Source organism: Caballeronia sp. HLA56 (assembly GCF_054655155.1).
The window spans coordinates 1,305,411-1,325,154 of sequence record NZ_BAAHOB010000001.1; the positions used below are offsets into that span (position 1 = coordinate 1,305,411).

Annotated in this window: 17 protein-coding genes; 5 read left to right on the forward strand and 12 right to left on the reverse strand. The window is 62.0% G+C overall.

From position 1 onward, the window contains the following. Positions 1 to 24 precede the first annotated feature (24 nt). Positions 25 to 2,289 carry a heavy metal translocating P-type ATPase gene (locus ACYQ47_RS05965; protein WP_459904739.1) on the forward strand — a complete coding sequence of 755 codons (2,265 nt, stop codon included), beginning with the start codon at positions 25 to 27 and terminating at the stop codon, positions 2,287 to 2,289. Here the strand turns inward: ACYQ47_RS05965 and ACYQ47_RS05970 are convergent. From ACYQ47_RS05970 to ACYQ47_RS05985, 4 genes are read right to left on the reverse strand one after another with little or no spacing between them, the layout of a single operon-like run. Then, positions 2,229 to 2,717, reverse strand: coding sequence for a thioesterase family protein (locus ACYQ47_RS05970; RefSeq protein WP_459904740.1), 489 nt, complete (start codon positions 2,715 to 2,717; stop codon positions 2,229 to 2,231). The two genes, ACYQ47_RS05965 and ACYQ47_RS05970, sit on opposite strands and share 61 nt — an antisense overlap. Positions 2,718 to 2,730: 13 nt before the next feature. Then, entirely contained in the window at positions 2,731 to 3,678 is a 948-nt protein-coding gene (locus ACYQ47_RS05975) for an L-carnitine dehydrogenase (RefSeq protein WP_250493057.1), read from the reverse strand. A 30-nt stretch (positions 3,679 to 3,708) separates the two neighbouring features. Then, on the reverse strand, positions 3,709 to 4,638 hold the full coding sequence (locus ACYQ47_RS05980) for a beta-keto acid cleavage family enzyme (protein WP_244829055.1): 930 nt from the start codon (positions 4,636 to 4,638) through the stop codon (positions 3,709 to 3,711). A 23-nt stretch (positions 4,639 to 4,661) separates the two neighbouring features. Continuing rightward, complete coding sequence (locus ACYQ47_RS05985) at positions 4,662 to 5,621, reverse strand: choline ABC transporter substrate-binding protein (protein WP_244829054.1); 960 nt, start codon at positions 5,619 to 5,621, stop codon at positions 4,662 to 4,664. Positions 5,622 to 5,843: 222 nt separating this feature from the next. On the opposite strand from ACYQ47_RS05985, the gene ACYQ47_RS05990 reads away from it, so the two are divergent. Continuing rightward, positions 5,844 to 6,809, forward strand: coding sequence for a GlxA family transcriptional regulator (locus ACYQ47_RS05990; protein ID WP_459904741.1), 966 nt, complete (start codon positions 5,844 to 5,846; stop codon positions 6,807 to 6,809). Positions 6,810 to 6,821: 12 nt separating this feature from the next. Here the strand turns inward: ACYQ47_RS05990 and ACYQ47_RS05995 are convergent, their stop codons facing one another. Next, positions 6,822 to 8,006, reverse strand: coding sequence for a porin (locus ACYQ47_RS05995; protein WP_244829052.1), 1,185 nt, complete (start codon positions 8,004 to 8,006; stop codon positions 6,822 to 6,824). 322 nt (positions 8,007 to 8,328) lie between these two features. Here ACYQ47_RS05995 and ACYQ47_RS06000 point away from each other — a divergent pair, with 322 nt between their 5' ends. Further along, entirely contained in the window at positions 8,329 to 9,645 is a 1,317-nt protein-coding gene (locus tag ACYQ47_RS06000) for a glycosyltransferase family protein (protein WP_250493052.1), read from the forward strand. Positions 9,646 to 9,655: 10 nt separating this feature from the next. Here ACYQ47_RS06000 and ACYQ47_RS06005 read toward each other — a convergent pair whose 3' ends face one another. Continuing rightward, complete coding sequence (locus ACYQ47_RS06005; RefSeq protein ID WP_250466436.1) at positions 9,656 to 10,603, reverse strand: choline ABC transporter substrate-binding protein; 948 nt, start codon at positions 10,601 to 10,603, stop codon at positions 9,656 to 9,658. Positions 10,604 to 10,645: 42 nt separating this feature from the next. Next, a complete protein-coding gene (gene betC, locus ACYQ47_RS06010) occupies positions 10,646 to 12,181 on the reverse strand; it encodes a choline-sulfatase (RefSeq protein ID WP_459904744.1) in 1,536 nt (511 codons plus the stop codon). Between the two features lie 129 nt (positions 12,182 to 12,310). On the opposite strand from betC, the gene ACYQ47_RS06015 reads away from it, so the two are divergent. Together ACYQ47_RS06015 and purU are read left to right on the forward strand one after the other, a co-directional pair. Beyond that, positions 12,311 to 13,219, forward strand: coding sequence for a choline sulfate utilization transcriptional regulator (locus ACYQ47_RS06015; RefSeq protein WP_250466434.1), 909 nt, complete (start codon positions 12,311 to 12,313; stop codon positions 13,217 to 13,219). A 120-nt stretch (positions 13,220 to 13,339) separates the two neighbouring features. Next, positions 13,340 to 14,215, forward strand: a complete 876-nt coding sequence (gene purU, locus ACYQ47_RS06020) for a formyltetrahydrofolate deformylase (protein WP_250466433.1) — start codon at positions 13,340 to 13,342, stop codon at positions 14,213 to 14,215. Positions 14,216 to 14,273: 58 nt separating this feature from the next. Here the strand turns inward: purU and ACYQ47_RS06025 are convergent, their stop codons facing one another. The 5 genes from ACYQ47_RS06025 to ACYQ47_RS06045 all read right to left on the reverse strand — a co-directional run bounded on the left by ACYQ47_RS06025 (position 14,274) and on the right by ACYQ47_RS06045 (position 19,743). Further along, a complete protein-coding gene (locus ACYQ47_RS06025; RefSeq protein WP_244829046.1) occupies positions 14,274 to 15,128 on the reverse strand; it encodes a glycine betaine ABC transporter substrate-binding protein in 855 nt (284 codons plus the stop codon). Positions 15,129 to 15,235: 107 nt separating this feature from the next. Continuing rightward, the gene (locus ACYQ47_RS06030; RefSeq protein WP_244829739.1) at positions 15,236 to 16,435 is read right to left on the reverse strand and encodes an FAD-binding oxidoreductase; all 1,200 of its coding nucleotides are present in this window, start codon (positions 16,433 to 16,435) and stop codon (positions 15,236 to 15,238) included. A gap of 23 nt (positions 16,436 to 16,458) precedes the next feature. Further along, positions 16,459 to 17,754 (reverse strand): aromatic ring-hydroxylating oxygenase subunit alpha, encoded by a 1,296-nt coding sequence (locus ACYQ47_RS06035; RefSeq protein WP_459904745.1) that lies wholly within the window; start codon positions 17,752 to 17,754, stop codon positions 16,459 to 16,461. 73 nt (positions 17,755 to 17,827) lie between these two features. Continuing rightward, positions 17,828 to 18,586 carry an adenine nucleotide alpha hydrolase family protein gene (locus ACYQ47_RS06040; RefSeq protein ID WP_459904746.1) on the reverse strand — a complete coding sequence of 253 codons (759 nt, stop codon included), beginning with the start codon at positions 18,584 to 18,586 and terminating at the stop codon, positions 17,828 to 17,830. Beyond that, positions 18,583 to 19,743: an electron transfer flavoprotein subunit alpha/FixB family protein gene (locus ACYQ47_RS06045; protein ID WP_459904748.1), complete on the reverse strand. Its 1,161-nt coding sequence runs from the start codon at positions 19,741 to 19,743 to the stop codon at positions 18,583 to 18,585. The genes ACYQ47_RS06040 and ACYQ47_RS06045 overlap by 4 nt, the downstream gene beginning before the upstream one ends. Between the last annotated feature and the right edge of the window lies 1 nt (position 19,744).

Sequence of the window (19,744 nt, forward strand, 5' to 3'; positions counted from 1 at the left end):
CGTGGCCAGAAGGAGCGTTTCATCATGTCATCGGCACCAGTCAATCAAACCAGAACCGCGGAATTCGCCGTGAGCGGCATGACGTGCGCGTCGTGCGTCGCGCGCGTCGAGAAAATGCTCGGACGAGTGCCGGGCGTGGAATCGGTCGCCGTGAATCTCGCGACCGAAAAAGCCACCGTCCATACGAACGATGCCGTCACCGACCAACAACTGGTCGCGGCCATTACGAAAGCCGGTTACGAAGCGGCGAAGGTCGAGCCAGACGCGCCGCCTGTCGATGCGAAAACGCCGCAAGCGCTCGATGCCGAACTCGTCGCGGTGGTCGCGAGCGCGCTCGTCACGCTGCCCTTGCTTGCGCCGATGTTCGGCGCAGCGCTCTCGCCGTGGCTGCAACTGGCGCTCGCGAGCATCGTCCAGTTTGGCTTCGGCGCGCGTTTCTACGTCGGCGGTTATCGCGCGCTGCGGGCGTTCGCGGGCAACATGGATTTGCTCGTGGCGCTGGGGACATCGGCGGCGTGGGCGCTGAGTGTCTATCAGATGTTCGCGCACGGCGGCATGCCGATGCATCTGTTCTTCGAGGCATCGGCGGTCGTCATCACGCTGGTGCGCTTTGGCAAATGGCTGGAGACGCGCGCCAAACGCCAGACCACCGACGCCATCCGCGCCCTGAACGCGCTGCGTCCGACGACGGCGCGCGTGCGCGATCGCGCCGATCCTTCGCATGAAAGCGAGATTGCGCTCGCCGATGTGCGCGTGGGCGACATCGCCATCGTGCGGCCGGGCGAGCGCGTGCCGGTGGATGGCATCGTGCGCGAGGGACGCACACATGTCGACGAATCGCTGATCACGGGCGAGAGTCTGCCGGTTGCGAAAGAGCCGGGCGCGCGCGCGACGGGCGGATCGATCAACGGCGAAGGCGCGATCGCGATCGAAACGACGGCCATCGGCGCGGAAACGACGCTCGCGCGGATCATCCGGCTGGTCGAATCGGCGCAAGCGGAAAAAGCGCCGATCCAGCGCCTGGTCGATCGCGTGTCCGCCGTTTTCGTGCCGGCAATTTTGGTAATTGCGCTCATCACGCTGGCGGGCGGGCTTCTGCATGGCGCGGATGCCGAGACCGCCTGGCTCAACGCGGTCGCCGTGCTCGTGATCGCCTGCCCGTGCGCGCTCGGCCTCGCCACGCCGACCGCCATCATGGCCGGCACGGGCGTCGCGGCGCGTCACGGCATCCTGATCAAGGACGCGGAGGCGTTGGAACAGGCGCATGCCATTAGCGTCGTTGCGTTCGATAAGACCGGCACGCTGACGGCCGGCCAACCGAGTCTCGTCGCGTTCGAAGCCGCGCCGGGATTCGAGCGCGCGGAAGCACTCGCGCTGGCGGCGGCGGTGCAAAGAATGAGCGAGCATCCATTGGCGAAAGCGGTAGTCGGTTTCGCCGATAGCACGCCGGACATTGCGCGATACGAGGCGACGTCGGCGAAAGCAATTGCCGGACGCGGCGCGGAGGCTTTCATCGGCGCGCGCAACGTGGCGATAGGCAGTGCGCGCTGGGTCGAGGAATTGCATGCGGCCGTGCCCGAAGCGCTTGCCGTCGAGGCGCGCAACCTCGAAGCGCAGGGCAACACGGTGTCATGGCTCTTGGACCGCGCTGACGGCAAGGCGACCGTCCTCGCCCTGCTCGCGTTCGGCGACACGATCAAGCCGACGGCGCGGGCCGCCATCGAAAGACTCGCGCAACTGGGCGTGAAGGCCGCGCTCGTTACGGGCGATAACGCGGGTAGCGCGCAGGCGGTTGCGCGCGCGCTGGGCATTCCGTCGGCGCTGGTTTTCTCGCAGACCTTGCCCGCGGACAAGGCGCGCGTGATCACGGAATTGAAGGCATCGAACCACGGCATCGTGGCGATGGCGGGCGACGGCATCAACGACGCACCCGCGCTCGCCGCCGCCGATGTCGGCATCGCGATGGGCAGCGGCACGGACGTGGCGATCGAAGCGGCGGGCATCACGCTCATGCGTGGCGACCCGGCGCTCGTGGCGGATGCCATCGACATTTCGCGCCGGACGTATCGCAAGATTCAGCAGAATCTTTTCTGGGCGTTTGTGTACAACCTGATCGGCATTCCGCTTGCCGCATTCGGCATGCTCGACCCGATGTTCGCCGGCGCGGCGATGGCGTTTTCGAGCGTGAGCGTGGTGGCGAACGCGTTGTTGTTGCGGCGCTGGCGTGCTCAGGCGGGAACCGAGGTGCCAGCGGAACGCGCGGGCAAACCAATCACCCGCCCCGCATAACGCGCATCGCACGGGGCAATCACCGCGTGCATATCGATACTTCGCGCCACGTCTTCATCGAACGAAGCCGACTTCGGCGCGCCGCTCGAATCGATGTGCATCATCATCTGCTCGCACGCCGATACCGGCTCCGCCTCGTCCGCTTCGAACATCTCCAGATAAAGATGCACGCGCTTCTTGTCGCGCGCGACGACCCACGCGTCCACTCGCACCGCCGCGCCTTCCTTGATCTCGCGCAGATAGCTCACATGGGCTTCGAGCGTGTAGAGCGTGCGCTGCCGCGCGCGCCTGCCCGCGTCGTCCAGACCGATGCCGTCCATGAACGCATCGGTCGCGAGGCTAAAGATCAGCATGTAGTACGCGTCACGCAGATGGCCGTTGTAATCGACCCATTCGGCCTTCACGGTGTCGCGATAAATCGTGCCCATGAATCTCGCCCCGTTAGTCTTCGATACCGTGCCGTGCCTTCGCCTGCGCAATCGCCTCGATCACGCTCGTGATGCAGTCGTCGCGATACCGCTCCAGTTCCTTGATGCCGCGTCCGTTCGTCTGCCGCGACGTGCCGTCCACCACGCGGTCGATGAGTTCATCGGTGAGCGTCGGCGCGACGAGCTTCGTCCACGGCAATTCGAGCGCGGGGCCGAATTGCTGCATGAAGTGTCGCATGCCCGCCTCGCCGCCCGCCAGCGTATAGGTCAGGAACGTGCCCATGAACGACCAGCGAATGCCCGCGCCGTACCGAATTGCATCGTCGATCTCGCCGGTCGTCGCCACGCCTTCGTTCACCAGATGCAACGCCTCGCGCCACAACGCTTCGAGCAATCTGTCCGCGATAAAGCCCGGCACTTCCTTCTGCACGCGAAGCGGCCTCATGCCGATGGATGCGTAGAAGCTCATCGCGGTATCGATCGCGTCGCCGGAAGTCAACTCGCCGCCAAGCACTTCGACGAGCGGCAAAAGATAAACCGGATTGAACGGATGCCCGACCACGCAGCGCTCGGGATGTACGGCGCGTGCGTAAAAATCGCTGGGCAGAAGGCCCGAAGTGGATGACGCGATAATCGCATCGGCCTTCGCCGCGCGGCTCACGCGTTCGTGCAGCGCGAGCTTCAGTTCCTCGCGTTCGGGCGCGCTCTCCTGAATGAAATCCGCATCGGCGACGCACTCCTCGACAGTTTCCACCACGCGCAGGCGATCCTGCGACGCGCCTTTCGCCAGTCCCACGCGTTCCAGCGCCGGCCACGCATTGGCGACGTTCGCGCGTAACTGCGCTTGAGCGCCAGGCGCCGGGTCCCACGCGGTGACATCTAGCCCATGCGCAAGCGCGCGCGCCACCCAGCCGCTGCCGATCACACCCGCGCCGAGCGCGGCGAATTGCCTGACTTGCATATCGTCCATCCGAATGTAGTGATCCTGAACCTATGCCAACTGCCCGAGCGCGCGACGCTCCAGCAAGCGTTCGCCGCGCGCCGGCAAACCGAGCTTGCGACGCCCTTCCGCCGGCGTGAGCGCGCGTCCGCCAAGACGTTCGATGATCTCCACCGCGCGCTGCACGAGCGAACCGTTGCTCGCATGCACGCCGCGATCGAGCCACAGATTGTCTTCGAGACCCACGCGCACATGACCGCCGAGTAGCATGGCTTGCGCGACCATCGGCATCTGCATGCGGCCGATACCGAAGCCCGCCCAATGCGCGCCAGGCGGCAAGTTATCGACCATGGCCTTCATGGTGCCCGTGTCGGGCGGCGCGCCCCAAGGAATGCCCATGCAAAGCTGAAAAAGCGGCGGCGCATCGAGCAGGCCTTCCTTCAGCAACTGATTCGCGAACCAGAGATGACCGGTATCGAAAATCTCGAGTTCCGGCTTCACGCCAAGCTGCTGGATGCGTTTTGCCCCGGCTCGGAGTTGCGCGGGCGTCGAGACGTAGATGTAGTCGCCATCGCCGAAATTGAGGGTGCCGCAATCGAGCGTGCAGATTTCCGGAAGCAGTTCCTCGACATGCGCAAGACGCGTGAGACCGCCGACGAGATCGGTGCCCTTGCCGAAGCGCATCGGCTCTTCGCCCGCGCCGATTTCCAGATCGCCGCCCATGCCCGCCGTCAAGTTGATGATGACATCGACATCCGATGAACGAATGCGATCCACCACTTCGCGATACAGCGCCGGGTCGCGGCTGCCGCGCCCGGTTTGCGGATCGCGCACATGGCAATGCGCCACGGTCGCGCCCGCACGCGCGGCCTCGATAGCCGCTTCGGCAATCTGCCTGGGCGTGACGGGTATTGCCGGATGTCTGGCCGTTGTGTCGCCTGCTCCCGTTACCGCGCAGGTCACGATCACGTCATGGTTCATGGTGGCGCTTGTCCTTATTCAGTTCAAAGTCCGAGGTATTGCTTCACCGCTGGCAGACCATCCTTGCCATCGACGGTCTTCACGCCCGCAAGCCATGAATCGAGCACCTGCGGATTCTTCTTGAGATACGCCTTTGCCGCTTCGGCGGGGCGTTCCTTGTTCATCACCGGTTCCATGAGACGGTTTTCGAGATCGGTATTGAACTTGAGGTTCGATACGAACTTGCCGGCGTTCGGGCAGCGTGTGAGGAAGTCGGTATTCGTGAGCGTGTAGACGCGCGCTTCGCCATAGTTGGGGCCGAAGACTTCATCGCCGCCAGCGAGATAGTTGATCTTCATCTGAATGTTCATGGGATGAGGCTCCCAGCCAAGAAACACGACCGGCTTCTTGTCGCGAATGGCGCGTTCCACCGTCACCAGCATGCCCGCCTCGCTCGATTGCACGAGCTTGAATCCGCCGAGCCCGAACTGATTCGTGTCGATCATCTTCTGAATCTTGGCGTTTGCGCTGCTGCCCGGTTCGATGCCGTAGATCTTGCCGTCGAGCTCATCGCGATGCTTGGCGATATCCGCGAACGACTTGATGCCCGCGTCATACGCATAGCTCGGCACGGCAAGCGTGGCCTTCGCGCCAGAGAGATTCGGCGGATCGAGCTTCTGAATGCTCTTCGATTCGAGGAACGGCTCGACCGCCTTTTCCTGCACCGGCCACCAGTAGCCGAGCGACACGTCGATCTGCTTGCTCTTCAGACCCGCGAGCGAAATGGGCACGGAGGCGACCGTGGTCTTCGGCGCATAACCGAGCCCTTCGAAGACGACGGAAGCGAGCGCGGTCGTCGACGTGATGTCGGTCCAGCCGATATCCACGAAGCGCACGTTGCGGCAGCTCGCATCATCGGCGGCAAGCGCGAAGGCGCCGTGAGTCAGTGCGGTCGCGGCACAGACGCCGGTCAGGAGCAGTTTCGAAACCAGGCGATGTCTCATGGCGTGCTGTTCCGGTGAGGGTTCATTGGATGCCGGTTCGTCGTGCCGGCGTGCATCAAAAGTAACGCCGCATAAAGGCGAACGAACGACCGCTTGCGACCGCGACTTGACCGCATGCGACGTGCTAGAAGAAAGGCCTGCGAATACGGGCCACGCCGGATTGCGCGGGCTTTTTGTGCTTGCTAGCGTGGAGCGTTCGTCCAAAGCGCCACACGCCATTCGATGCCCGTTCCCCAAGACTTCCACTTCCTGCTGCTGCCCGAGTTCTCGTCCATTGGCTTCATGTCGGCGATCGAGCCCTTGCGGGTTGCGAATCGCTTCAGCGGCGAGTTGTATCGCTGGCATATCCTGTCGCCCGATGGCGGGCCGGTGGCCGCGAGCAACGGCATCTCGCTGAATGCGGAAAGCGCGTTCGACAGCGTGACACATGCGGATACCGTGTTCGTCGTATCGGGATTCGAGCCGCTCGCGCGCTATACACGCGGCATCGGCGAGTGGTTGAAGCGGCTGGATCGCGCGGGCGCGACGCTTGGCGGCATCGATACGGGCAGCTTCATACTCGCCGAAGCCGGCCTGCTCGCGGACAAGCGCGCGACGTTGCACTGGGAAGCGGCGGCGGCCTTCGCCGAGCGCTATCCCGCGATAGAAACGAGCCAGGAGTTGTTCGAGATCGATACGCGGCGCATTACGTGCGCGGGCGGCACTGCGTCCATCGACCTCATGCTGGATCTGATCGCGCGCGATAATGGCGCGGAACTCGCGGCGCAAGTGTCGGAGCAGTTCGTGCTGGGGCGCATCAGGCAGCGCTCGGACCATCAGCGCATGAAGATCGCGGCGCGCTATGGCATTCACAATCGCAAGCTGATCCAGGTGATCGGCGTGATGGAGCAGCATATGGAAGAGCCGCTCTCGCCCGATGAGCTCGCGCAATCCATCAGCGTCACGCGACGTCAGCTCGAACGCCTGTTCTGCACCGCGCTAAAGGACACGCCGACGCATTTTTATCTCGGGCTGCGTCTCACGCGCGCACGCGAACTACTGCAGCAAACCGATATGTCGATACTTGCCGTGTGTGTCGCGTGCGGGTTCGAATCGCCGTCGCACTTTTCGCGGACGTATCGCGCGCGCTTCAATGCAAGTCCGCGGCAGGACCGCAGCGCGTTGCGCGCCGTGCCTGCCGCCGCATGATCTTCGTCTCGCCTAGAACGAATGCCGCATGCCGATGCGCACATCCGACTGCGTATTCGAAGTCGACGGCGTGAAGCTATAACCGATTACGGCATCGATCGGACCCGACGCACGCAGATAATCGCCGGAAACATAGACGTCGGTACGCTTCGAAAGCAGATAGTGCAGTCCGAGCGAACCCTGGTTCCAGTGATTGCCTTCGAAGCGCGTGTGCTGATAACCGCCGTAAAGCGCGAGATCCGGCCTGAACGAATACGACGCGCCGCCTTCGTAGACTTGCATATGCGAGGTCACGCCGAGGCCCTTGATGGTCGTGTACGTGAAGTTGCCCGAGAGCATCAGGTCGCCGAGCGTCCACGCGCCGCCGACTGCAAAGGCGCCTTGTTTATCGACGGGAAACGAATTCGTGCTATAGAGGTCCGTGACTGCGCCCGTGGCCGGATCGACCGATACCGTCGGCTGGCCCAAGAACGTGCGCGCGCCGATCATCGCGTAGGGATCGAACGCGTAAATGCCGAACGGGTTGTTCAGTTGCGTATAGGCCGCGCCCACGTTAAAGGTGTTGGCCGCATAGTGCGCGCCCACGCTCCACGCGCTGTTGCGATGAAAGTCGCCCGCGTTATTGCCGAACGAATACATGCCGCCGAAGGTGAAGCCCGCGATATTGTTCGAGAGGAACTTGACCGAGTTCGGCAAGCGGTCGCCGTTCATCCGATCGAAGTCGCCCTGGTGGATGGCATAGCCGCTTCCCCATGCCGAGATGTTGTAGAGGTAGACCATCTCCTCGGTCATATCGAGCTGATTACCGAACGAGATTTGCCCCCACGGGTTCTTGAGGCCCACATAGGCTTGCCGTCCAAACTCCGCGCCGCCGAATGCATAGCGCCCGGTCCCGAGGCGGAAGCCCGATTCCAGCGCGAAGATCGCCTGCAGTCCGCCGCCCAAATCTTCCACGCCACGAAAGCCGATGCGGTTGCCGTAGGACACGCCATCGTCGAACTTCACGACATGCGAGCCACCGGTGTTGTTCACATAGGTGATGCCTGCATCGAGAATGCCGTAGAGCGTCACGCTGCTCTGCGCGTGCGATAGGGCCGGCGCGCCTGCCGCGCTCGCCGCGAGCGCGAGTCCCGCAAGACTGGCACGACGGCCGCGGGCGAGTCTCGAAACGCTTCGTGCGGCATGTCCTCTTCTCATCTGCTGCTCCTCTTCTTGTGGATTGTCGTGTCGTTGAAGGTTGCTGATCGTTCGTCGTGTCCTGCTGAAAGTGCTAAAGACTGCCGCTGAAACGCTGCATTTCGATGCATCGGCGTGCGTGCGCCAACGTCGTAAAAGTAAGGCCACATATAAGCCACGGCTCGACCCGGTGCGACGCAAACATGTCCAGTTGCGACTCGCGCTCATTTGCAGCCCTTCTATTTCGGACATGCCCGATATCGGATTCCTCTGCTCCTACCCATACTTCTGAATCTGTAAAAAAGCGCTACATCGCAACATCTGCATCAACCACTGATCGAACATGACCACTCGCTGCCTGAGCATCTTCCACGTCGACGCCCCTCACGTTCTTGCCAATCACAAGCACTACAGCTCTCGCATGGGCTATGAGCACACCGCTGTTTCCATGGCGGGTATGCAGGGCAAAGCCCAACGAACGCTTCTCAAGTACGAACTCGTGCTGCATCACTTGCGGCAGATGCCTGAAATGGCTTTGCTCGTCTGCTTCAGCGAAGACTGCCTCGTGCTGAACATGTATCCCGTCGAACCCATGGCCGAAGGAAGGCAGCATCTGCTTCCTTCGCTCAACGGCAACACGGGCAGTCATCAGGCCGCCGTGCAGGTCTGGCGTAACACGAAGGACATTCGCAACTTCATCGTTCGTTGCATCGGCGAATGCAAGATCGGCGGCGCAACCGATGACGAAGAAACCTTGCTCGCCCCGCTCGACGTCATCGAACCGATGGGCGAGCGCGGTGGTGTCACGTGCGCCATGTTCTGCAATCCACGCTTCACGCCTGTCTGGGCTACGTATCCGAATCTGTGGACCATCGTGATGGACGAAGAGAAGATGTACGGCTACATTCATCCGAGCTTTCGCAACGCGCTCGCCGAGCACATCAACGATTGCCAGCAAAAAGGCGCGCGCCTGCTCGATTTTTCAGCCCATGCGAATGTGCCCGCCGAACCCTTCAGCGTCTACAACCCCGGCCAGCCCATCGCGCTCGTGACCTACTACACGGCTAACGTGCGCGAGTACGGCGCAATCGCCGAATTGAACTTCAAGCGTTATTGCGAGCGTCACGGCTACACGCTCTACGTCTATCGCGATACGCCCGCCGAGGTGGAACCAGGCACGACGGGCACCTGGCTCAAGCCGTGGTTCCTGCGCAAATATCTGCCGCATCACGAATGGGTCATGTGGGTCGATGCCGACATTCTTTTCGTCGATCAATCCAAGCCGCTAGAACCGCTCTTCGCGAATCGCGATCTTCTCGCCGCGCACGACATCGGTCCTTGGATCATCAATGCAGGCGTGCTCGGTTTCAAACGCACGGACCACAATGTCGAGTTCGTCGAAGAGATCTATCGCGCCGTGAGCGCCGCGCCCGACAAGTCGAGCACGTATGCGAACGGCGGCGATCAGACGATCATTGCAAACCTCTTGCGCGAACGTCTCGACTGGGCGCTCGAGGACGGACTGGACTGCATCGGCATCAATACGCCGTGGTATTTTCAGCAGCCTTCCAGCCTGATGGTCCACTTCCTCGCCATCCAGTCGCCCATGCGCGCCATGCTGATGTCGCAGCAGGAACGCGTCAGCTTGCAACTCAACTGATCGTTTTCGATCACTTCACCCCGAGCGCGGTCTGAACGGCTTCCAGGCCGTTCCCGCCGCTCGCAGTCGTCACACCATCGAGCCACGTCTTCAGCAGTTCCGGATGCCGTTTCAATGCGTCCGTGGCGGCTGTATCGACGCGCGTCTTCTTCTCCAGCACGTCGGTTATCACGCCGTTTTCCAGATCTACGTTGAACGCCATCTGCTTGAACAGGCGGCCGACGTTCGGGCATTGCTGCTCGTAGCCGTTACGAGCCACCGTGTTGACCGTCGCGCCGCCGAAGTTCGGGCCGAAGTATCGATCCCCGCCATCGAGGTAGGCGAGCTTGAACTTGGTGTTCATGAGATGCGGCTCCCAGCCCAGAAACACGATCCACTTCTTGTCCCGCACCGCGCGATCCACTTGCGTGAGCATGCCCGTCTCGCTCGATTCCACGAGCTTCCATCCGCCCAGCCCAAAGGCTTTGTCGTCGATCATGCGTTTGATGTTCTGATTCGCGGGCGCGCCCGGCTCGATACCGTAGACGCGGTCATCGAACTTGTCGGCGTTCTTCGCGAGATCGGCGAACGAATGCACGCCGGCTGCGGCGACATAGTCGGGCACGGCCAACGTGAACTTCGCGTTGGATAGATTGGCGCGCAACACCTGCACCGATTTGTCGTCGATGAACGGCTTCACGAGCGGCGCCTGCGCCGGCATCCAGTTGCCAAGGAACACGTCGATCTGGCCGTTCTTGAGGCCTTGATACGTGATCGGCACAGACAGGTTCGCCACGTTCTGCCTGTAGCCGAGCGCTTTCAGAATGACGCCGCTCATCGCGTTGGTGGCGTCGATGTCTGTCCATCCCGGACCTGCCATGCGCACCTGCGTGCAGGTCGAGGGATCGGCGGCGAATGTGGGCGAGACCACGGCGACGAGCGCGGCAACAATGAGCGCATGAAACAAGGGCTTTTTCATGGGGCGTTCCTGTCGTTGGAGTTGCGGGTGACTAGCGCGGGACTAGCGCTCGACCGCTGGGAAGCGCGCCATGGCTTCGAGCGTATCGAGGTCGATGTGATTGCGCATGTAGCGCTGGCTCGCATCGACATGCGGCTGCCAGTCCCACGACTGGATCGCACCTTGCGTGGTCGCGGCGAAATGGAAATGGCGGCGGCGCTGACTCTTGAGCACATCGCGATGCAGCGCTTCCAGTTCCCAGCGTCGCGCGATCTCATCGCGGAACGCGGTGACCTGCGACGCGTGCCGCGCATCGCTCGCGAGGTTATTGCGTTCGAGGGGATCGGCGGCGACATCGTAGAGTTGATCGGGATCGACACTCGTATGGATGAACTTGTAGCGCCCCCGCCGGATCATCACGATAGGCGCGATTGCCCCTTCCGCGAGGAACTCGCCGATGGCTTCGTCATGGCCGTCCGCGCCCGCGAGATGCGGCACGAGGCTTTGCCCATCGATGCTATCCGGCCACGCTGAAGGCGCATCGCCGCGCGCAAGTTCGACGAGCGTGGGCAACACATCGAGATGCGATACCGAAGCGCTCACGCGATGCGCATCGAAACGCTTCGGCGCATGCACGATCAAGGGCACACGGCAGCCGCCCTCGAAAAACGTCATCTTGTACCAGAGGCCGCGCTCGCCGAGCATCTCGCCGTGATCCGACGTCACGACGATGGTTGTGTCATTTGCGAGACCCGCCTGTTCCAGCGCTTCGAGTATCGATGCGAATTGATCGTCCACGTACGACACCGCGCCGTAATACGCACGGCGAGCATTGCGAATCTGTCTCTCGGTTGGCGGCGTGCGATCCGTCTCGCAGACATGACGCAGGCGCTGCGAATGCGGATCGCTGGCTTCGAGCGAATCGCGATACGAAGGCATGTCGATGTCGTCATCGCCATACAGGTCCCAATATCTTTTCGGAATGGCATACGGGTCATGCGGATGCGTCAGCGACGCGACCATCATGAACGGTCGTACGTCTCTGCCCGCATTGCGCTCGCGCGCGATATCGAACAGCTTCTGACGCGTGGTGAAGGTCACTTCGTCGTCGAAGTCGAGTTGATTCGTGCGCACGCACGGACCTGCGTCGATCACGGAACTCATGTTGTGATACCACGAGGGACGCGCCTCGAAATTCTCCCAGTCGGGCGTCCAGCCGAAATCGGCGGGATAGATGTCGGTCGTCAGCCGCTCTTCGAACCCGTGCAACTGGTCCGCGCCGCAGAAATGCATCTTGCCGGAAAGAATCGTGCGATATCCCTCGGCGCGCAAGTAGTGCGCGAACGTGAGCGTCTCCGAAGGGAACTCGGCCGCGTTGTCATAAGCGCCGATTTGCGAAGGCAGCTTACCCGCGAGCAACGAAAAGCGTGACGGCGCGCAGAGCGGACTCGCGCAGTAGGCCGATTCGAACACCACGCCTTCACGCGCGAGCGCGTCGATGCACGGCGTCTTCGTCACTCCGTTGCCGTATGCCGCAAGCGCGAACGGCGTGAGCTGATCGGCCATGAGAATAAGGATATTTTGTTTTGTCTCAAGCATGAATGCATACCTCGAATAGAATCGACAGCGGACACGCGCATGGCGATGCGGGTTCGCTTCATGTGACTATTGCCGTTCAAATGGCCGCTGTGAAGAGAGCAAATCGTTATGCGCCCATAAGGGAGATTTATGCCGCGCCAGGACCGTCTACCGCCCATGCAGGCGCTCTCGATGTTCGAGTCCGCCGCGCGTCTCGCGAGCTTCACTGCCGCCGCGCGTGAACTCGGCTCGACACAGCCCGCCGTGAGCCAGCGCGTGGTGCAACTCGAAGAAGCGCTCGGCGTGCCGCTTTTCGAGCGCGGGCACCGGGGCGTCACCTTGACTGAAGACGGCGCGCGTCTCTTCGAAGCGGTCCGTCAAGGCCTCGATATCATCCGCACGGCTACCGGCGAGATTCGCGCGCGTAACGCTCAGCGCACGCTCACGCTGTTGACCGATTTCGGCTTCGCGACTTACTGGCTCATGCCGCGCCTGCCGCAATTCAAGGCGCTGATGCCCGATGTCGATGTGAAGATCGTCACCTCGCAAAATGTATCGGATGCCGACGGCGAACCGGCGGACGTGGTGATCGCATTCGGCAGTTCGCGCGCGCAGTGGAGTTCGCCGCACGCCATCCGGCTCTTTCCTGAAAGCGTCGTGCCGGTATGCAGCCCGGCGCTCGTGGCACGCAACAAGCCGTCGAGGGCGGCCGATCTGCTCGACTTGCCGCTCTTGCATCTGCAGGCTACGTTGCCCGAACGCTGGCTTTCATGGGCCGGCTGGTTCGAGGCGCATGGGCTGAGCGCGCCGCCGGCGCAAGGCGGCTTCACGTTCAACAGTTACGCGCTCGTCACGCATGCGGCCGTGATGGGCCAGGGCGTTGCGCTTGGCTGGGCGCCGCTCGTCGATGACCTCATCGCCAAAGGTCATCTCATCGCGCTAGACGATACTCCGCTCGTCACCGATCGCGGCTACGTGCTCGTCACGCAACGCGAGCCGTCTGCCGTCGTGCGCGCGTTCAGCAACTGGCTGCTCGATGAATGCGACGTGATCGCCTGACGCTTGCATACCAGCGCGACGGCGCTTCGCTTCTATCCGTCGTGCCCGCGCATTTGCTCTACTAGCGATAACGTTCGCCGCACGAGCGGCGTGGCGACCTTTATCGAATGTGGAGCGTGCATGTCCGCTGAAACCCGTCCCAATCAACTGGTGCTGACCGTTGCGTGTCCGAGCGCGGCGGGGCAAGTCGCCGCCATCGTCGGCTTTCTCGAACGCCATCATGGTTATATCGACGAACTCACCGTGTTCGACGACGACCTGAGCGAACGCTTCTTCGTGCGCTGCGTGTTTCATGGCGCAAGCCGAGACGACACGCTCGATCTGCCGATGCTGCAGCGCGAGTTTGAACCCATCGCCCAACGCTTCTCGATGAACTGGTCGATGCACGATCTCAACGCGCGGCCCAAGGTGCTCATCATGGTGTCGAAGCTCGAACACTGCCTCGCGGACCTGCTGTTCCGCTGGCGCATGGGCGAACTGAAGATGGATATTGTCGGCATTGCGTCGAATCATCCGGACCTGGCGCCGCTTGCAGAACAACACGGTCTGCGCTTTCATCATCTGCCGATCGCGGCCGATACCAAGGCGCAGCAGGAAGCGCGTCTGCTCGATCTCTTCGAGACATCCGGTGCGGAACTGATGATTCTCGCGCGCTACATGCAGATTCTTTCCGGCGATACGAGCCGCAAACTCAAGGGCCGCGCGATCAACATCCACCATTCGTTCTTGCCTGGCTTCAAGGGCGCGAAGCCCTATCACCAGGCGCATACGCGCGGCGTAAAACTGATTGGCGCCACTGCGCACTTCGTCACCGACGATCTCGACGAAGGCCCGATCATCGAACAGGAAGTGGAGCGCGTGGATCACTCCTATAGCCCCGAGCGCCTGCTTGCAACGGGACGCGATGTCGAATGCATCACGCTTGCGCGCGCCATCAAGGCGTTCACGGAACGGCGCGTGTTCATCAACGGCGAACGCACTGTCGTTCTACGGTAAGCACAAAAAAGGGGTGCCGCGGATTCGCGGCACCCCTTCTTGATCCAGGCGCTGAGACTTACTTCACCCAGCTGTCCACGCGATCGCCATGCGCGCCGATCCATGCATCGGCGGCGGCTTGCGGCTTCTCACCGTTTTGCGTCGCGAGCATCACGCTGTCGATTTCACCCGGCTTCCACTGGAATTTCTTCAGGAAGGCCACGACCGGCGGAGCCTTCTTTTCGAGTTCCGGATTCACCACGCTATCGACGTGTTCCGCTTCGCCGAAGACCTTCTTCGGATCTTCGAGGAATTTCAGCTTGTACTTCGCGAACATCCAGTGCGGCTTCCAGCCGGTCACGATGATCGGCTTCTTCGCCGCTTCCGAACGCGCAAGTTCAGCGGTCATCGCGCTGCCCGAACTCGGCATGAGCCTGTAGTCGAGGTTATAAGCCTTGATGGCTTCGCTCGTCTTTTGCATCACGCCCGCGCCCGCATCGATACCGACGATGCGCGAATCGAATTCGGCCTTCTTCGCTTCGAGGTCGGTCAGGCTGTTGGCATCGACGTTTTCAGGAACGATCAGACCAATCTTCGCATCATTGAAGTTCGGTCCGAGGTCGACGACCTTCGTCTTGAAGTTGTTCCAATACGCACCGTGCGTCACCGGCAGCCACGCGGACAGCGTCGCATCCAGATCGCCGCGCGCCACGCCCTGCCACATCACGCCTGCCGCCACCGGCACGAGTTGCACCTGATAGCCCAGCTTCTTTTCGATGATGCGCGCCGCCACGTTCGACGTCGCCACGCTGTCGTCCCAGCCTTCGACGTAGCCAATCTTGATGGTCGGTTTATCTTCGGCGTTTGCGCCCATGCTCGTGGCCAGTGCCGCAGCCATGGCGCTCAGCACGAACAGTCTTCTCATCGCTTTCATTTGATTTCCCCTTTGCGGCCCCACGCCGTAGCGTCCAGAATCACCAGCCAGAATTGGCTAGTAACGCACTTTTCCGACACTCAGTTGTCCAGAAGCGACGCCGAGTTTTATTTATCCACCACGAGGTCGCTCAAAGGCTTGCTGCAGCACAACAGCACCATGCCCTGATCTATTTCGCGCTGACGAATGCCGCCTGCGTGCTTCATGCTCACTTCGCCCGATACGAGCTTGACCTTGCATGTGCCGCACATGCCTTGCGTGCACGATGAGGGTAAACGCACCCCGGCTTTCTTCGCGGCATCGAGCACGTTCTCGTTGCTACCGCATTCGATGTCGCGCCGGATCTTGGCGAAGCTGACTTTGTATGTCGTATCGACAGGCGCCGCTGGTCGAGGCGCAAAGCCGACTGCCTCTTCACGCGCTTCGACGAAATCGGTCTGTGTGGCGATGGCGTCGGCAACGTGCGCGGTCGTCAACTGCGATGCGACCTCCGCAATGGTCTCGAACGAAAAGCTCTCTTCGTGATAATGCTTGCGATCGAAACCGCCTTCATCGAGAAGATCGCGGACCGCCTTCATATAAGGCGCGGGACCGCACGTGAAGATCTCGCGTTCTAGATAGTCCGGTGCAATCAGCTTCAGTAGCGGCAAGCTGAGAAAGCCCGTCACACCGGCCCAGTTCGTGCGCGTGCCCACGCGCTCGCAAACGAAGGCCGTGCGAAAGTTCGTCTGATTCGATGCAATGAGATCCAGCTCGCGCGAGAAGATGATGTCGTCGGGTGTGCGCGCGCTGTGCACGAAAACGATATCCGCGTCCTCGCCGAGTTCGTGATGCGCGCGGCTCATTGACATGAGCGGCGTGATACCCGACCCCGCCGAAAGAAACAGGAACTTGCGCGCCGGATGCCGCGCACAGGTGAACTCGCCCGAAGGCCCGAGCACACGCACGCGCGATCCCGCAATCACGTTGTCATGCAGCCAGTTCGAAACTTTTCCGCCCGGTACACGCTTGACCGTGATCGAAATGGTGTGCGGCCGCGTGGGCGAAGAGGAAATCGTATAGCAGCGATTGATCTGCTCGCCGTCGATATCGAGTTCCAGTGTAATGAACTGCCCCGGTTCGAACACGAAGCTGCGTTCGCTCGGCGCCTTGAAGAAAAAACTCTTCACGTCGTGCGTTTCCTGCCGGACGTGACAGCAGACGAGTGTGTCGTCGGTATCGCTATTCCAGCGCGCGGGCAGCGTCCCCCAGAAGCGCGGCTGGGTGACACGGCTTGCAGTCGGCTCGAACGTGGCCTGATCGCGCATCATGTTTTGCCTCTCGAACGCGCTTAGCGCATGAAGGAAACGACTTTCTCGCCATGCGTGACCACGTCCTTGTCGGGCGTGTTCGCATAGTTGTCGAGGCGGCCGATATACCACTCGCAGAACTTTTCCACGAGCCCTTCGGTGAACGGCGAATACGGGCCCGGCTCGTAAGCGCTGCTCGTTGCACCCAGCTGCGAATACTCGACCAACGTGCGGTCCTGTTCGTTCGTTGCGCGCCACACGGCGGTGAGATTGTCGACGTCGTAATCGATACCTTCGCGCGCGTCCTTATGCACGAGCCACTTGGTGCGCACGAGCGTTTCGCCCGCGGACAGCGGAATCACGCTGAACGTGACGATGTGATCGCTCATGAAGTGATGCCACGAATTCGGTTGCGTCCAGAACGACAAGCCGCCCAGGTCCGCGCGCTCGAAGCCGCCAAGCAGCTTCTTCGATGCCACCTTCGCGTCGAGCGTCTGCGATTCGCCATCGCGGTCGAGTGGCAGACGTTGCGTGCGAAAACCGGTGACGAGATCCGCCAGACGTTCGATCTCGGCGGAAGGCAGGTTCATCGCTTCCCATTGCTTCGTGCGTTCGCTCACCGTGCGTTCGAACGCGGCCATGCCGTCCTCGTTCGCAGGGGTGCGTTGATAGCCGAAGCCGTATTCATAGAGCGAAATGGTCAACTCGGGATGGTTCGCCACGCAGTGATAGCACTCGCGGTTGTTCTCCATCGTGAGCTTCCAGTTGCCCTTTTCCACGATGTCGATGCTCGCCGCGATCTTGCAATCGGCGAGACCGTGCGGCAAAAGATACGGCTCCATCGACTCGCGCAGCACGGAGAAATCGGCGGGCGGTTCATCGGCGAGACAGATGAAGATCAGGCCTGCGAGGTTCTGCACATGAACCTTCTTGAGGCTATGTTTGCAGCGGTCGAACTGGTCGCCCATGTGTTCGGCGAACATGAGGTCGCCGTCGAGGTTATAGGTCCAGCTGTGATACGGGCACACGATATTGCCGAGCGAGCCTTTCTCCTGATTGCAAAGACGCGCGCCGCGATGACGGCAGACGTTGTGGAACGCGCGAATCTGCATGTCGTCGTCGCGCACGATCAGGATCGAATCGTGGCCGATATCGACGGTCGTATAGTCGCCCGGCTCCGGCACGTCCGGCTCGATCGCAACCTGAATCCAGTGCTGCCGGAAAATCGCGTCCAGGTCGAGCGCGTGAATCTCGTCGCTCCCGTAGAACGGCGCTTCGAGCGTGTGGCCCTTTTTGCGGCGTTCGATCATTGCGCGAACGTCTGCCGAAACTTTCATCGTGTGCTCCGTTGTGCGTCACGTCTGGTGCCCCGCCAACACCCCTGAAATGCGGGCTTGCTGCGCTTTGAACTTAATAATCCACCAGTTGATGCTCGCGCAAATACGCCAGGATCACTTGTGCTTTTTCGACGGAACTCCCTTCAATTACGACGCTTCCGCCACGGCTTTCGGTCGTGGTCGCGGAAAGCATGCGGGCATGGCCGGTGCGCTTTTCGGGCGCGGCGAGGCGCTTGGGCTTCGCGCTCACGGGGCCGACGCTCCATGCGCTCGCTTCCGAATCGACAGGCGCGGCCGCTGCAACCGGTGCGACGCGTCCTTCGCGCATACGCGCATACGCGTAGCGCGGTGTCGCGTTGGCGAGCGGATGCACGGCGATGAGCGCGGGCAACTGCACGCGCACACGACGACGCAAGCCCTTGGGCATGAACTGGCGCACTTCGACGCCTTCGTTCGTCACGTCGATATCGACAGCCGAGCCGACTAGCGCGACGTTCAACGCATCGGCAAGCCGATACGGCAACGTGCCGCTATCGAACGCGCCTTCGGCACGCGTGCCGGTCAAGACGAGTCGATAACCCGCGAGACGTTGCGCGAGTGCCGCGCAGGCATCGCCCGGTGTGTTGAGCACTTCGACGCGCGGTGCGCCCAGTGCGAGATATTCGGCAAGCGCAGGATTGGCGGGGTCGCCTGCATGCAGCACATCGAGTTGCGCGCCGTGTTCCTTTGCAATGTCGATACCGAGGGCGAGCGCGGCCGCGTCGTTGCGGCTATAACGCGCCGTGCCGCTGATAGGATGCCGGCCAGTAGAAACGAGAACGGCTATTTTCATGCGTACGCTCCTTCGGCAAGCGTCGCCGTCTGCAGGATCGGGCTGCCATTGGTCCGCGATGCACGCGCGGCCGACGCCGCGTCCGTCAGCGCCTTGATGGTCTCTTGCGTATCCGCGACGATGGTCAAATTCGCACGCTTGGCAATGGGCGCGCTCGCATCGAGATTGACCGCGATGACATGCCGGCAATCCTTGATGCCTTGCAGGTGCTGCACCGCGCCCGAGATGCCGAACGCGATATACACGCTAGCTTCCACCGTCTTGCCCGTGGCGCCGATCTGCTTGTCGCGCGAGAACTTGCCGTCGTCGACAGCCACCCGGCTCGCGCCGATAGCCGCGCCCAAGGTGCTTGCCAACGCTTCGAAGGCGGGCACGTCCGTCACGCCGTTGCCCGCCGAGATGATGAAGTCCGCTTCTTCGAGCGCGACTTGGGCCGCGTCCATTTCCTCGATGCCAAGATCGACATACGCGCTCGGCATCGTCGCGGGCACGACGTCTTCGCTATTCACGCGCGCGCCTGCGCCGACGTAAGGCAGCTTGGCATCGACCGCATTCGGTGCGAGCAAGATCAGATCGGGTAGCGCACGCAATGCCACCGCGCGGCCAGCATGTGCATACGCAGCGACGTGCTGAAGGTCGAGTTCCACCACGTGTGTGGCGATACTCGCACCGGCGCGCGCCGCGTAACGCCGGCCGAGATCGCCGTCGCCGGTTGCGTTGTCGGGCATGAAGACATGCACGGGCGTGAAGGCCGCGACGCAGGCAGCGAGCGCGCGCAGTTCTTCATCCGGTGCGAAATGGCGGCGATCGAAGCCGGGCAGCTCGATATAACGATCCGCGCCGAGCGACGCCGCATCGTCACTGAACGCGCCGAACGCGATCAACACGACTTCCGTTTCATCGTCCGCGAGCAACGCGGCGGCGGCCAGTGCCTGACGGCCGTGATCGTCGAGCGCGCCGCGATCCGTATGCGCCGCCACCAGCACCGCGCGACGCGACGCTTTCGACGTGCGGCGCGGCTTCGCTGCATCATGGTGTGTTGCGACGAAGTCAAGCAGCGCGCCGCTGCCGATCTCGCCGAGCGTGATGCGCTTGAGCCCCGCGCTCGTGACGATAAACGGCCTGCGCGGATCGATTCGTTTGATGTTGTCGTTCATC

What these genes read in the sequence shown, in the direction of transcription:
- ACYQ47_RS05965 (WP_459904739.1), top strand. Translation starts at nt 25, where the DNA reads ATGTCATCGGCACCAGTCAATCAAACCAGAACCGCGGAATTCGCCGTG.
- ACYQ47_RS05970 (WP_459904740.1), bottom strand. Translation starts at nt 2,717, where the DNA reads ATGGGCACGATTTATCGCGACACCGTGAAGGCCGAATGGGTCGATTAC.
- ACYQ47_RS05975 (WP_250493057.1), bottom strand. Translation starts at nt 3,678, where the DNA reads ATGCAAGTCAGGCAATTCGCCGCGCTCGGCGCGGGTGTGATCGGCAGC.
- ACYQ47_RS05980 (WP_244829055.1), bottom strand. Translation starts at nt 4,638, where the DNA reads ATGAACCATGACGTGATCGTGACCTGCGCGGTAACGGGAGCAGGCGAC.
- ACYQ47_RS05985 (WP_244829054.1), bottom strand. Translation starts at nt 5,621, where the DNA reads ATGAGACATCGCCTGGTTTCGAAACTGCTCCTGACCGGCGTCTGTGCC.
- ACYQ47_RS05990 (WP_459904741.1), top strand. Translation starts at nt 5,844, where the DNA reads ATGCCCGTTCCCCAAGACTTCCACTTCCTGCTGCTGCCCGAGTTCTCG.
- ACYQ47_RS05995 (WP_244829052.1), bottom strand. Translation starts at nt 8,006, where the DNA reads ATGAGAAGAGGACATGCCGCACGAAGCGTTTCGAGACTCGCCCGCGGC.
- ACYQ47_RS06000 (WP_250493052.1), top strand. Translation starts at nt 8,329, where the DNA reads ATGACCACTCGCTGCCTGAGCATCTTCCACGTCGACGCCCCTCACGTT.
- ACYQ47_RS06005 (WP_250466436.1), bottom strand. Translation starts at nt 10,603, where the DNA reads ATGAAAAAGCCCTTGTTTCATGCGCTCATTGTTGCCGCGCTCGTCGCC.
- betC (WP_459904744.1), bottom strand. Translation starts at nt 12,181, where the DNA reads ATGCTTGAGACAAAACAAAATATCCTTATTCTCATGGCCGATCAGCTC.
- ACYQ47_RS06015 (WP_250466434.1), top strand. Translation starts at nt 12,311, where the DNA reads ATGCCGCGCCAGGACCGTCTACCGCCCATGCAGGCGCTCTCGATGTTC.
- purU (WP_250466433.1), top strand. Translation starts at nt 13,340, where the DNA reads ATGTCCGCTGAAACCCGTCCCAATCAACTGGTGCTGACCGTTGCGTGT.
- ACYQ47_RS06025 (WP_244829046.1), bottom strand. Translation starts at nt 15,128, where the DNA reads ATGAAAGCGATGAGAAGACTGTTCGTGCTGAGCGCCATGGCTGCGGCA.
- ACYQ47_RS06030 (WP_244829739.1), bottom strand. Translation starts at nt 16,435, where the DNA reads ATGCGCGATCAGGCCACGTTCGAGCCGACTGCAAGCCGTGTCACCCAG.
- ACYQ47_RS06035 (WP_459904745.1), bottom strand. Translation starts at nt 17,754, where the DNA reads ATGAAAGTTTCGGCAGACGTTCGCGCAATGATCGAACGCCGCAAAAAG.
- ACYQ47_RS06040 (WP_459904746.1), bottom strand. Translation starts at nt 18,586, where the DNA reads ATGAAAATAGCCGTTCTCGTTTCTACTGGCCGGCATCCTATCAGCGGC.
- ACYQ47_RS06045 (WP_459904748.1), bottom strand. Translation starts at nt 19,743, where the DNA reads ATGAACGACAACATCAAACGAATCGATCCGCGCAGGCCGTTTATCGTC.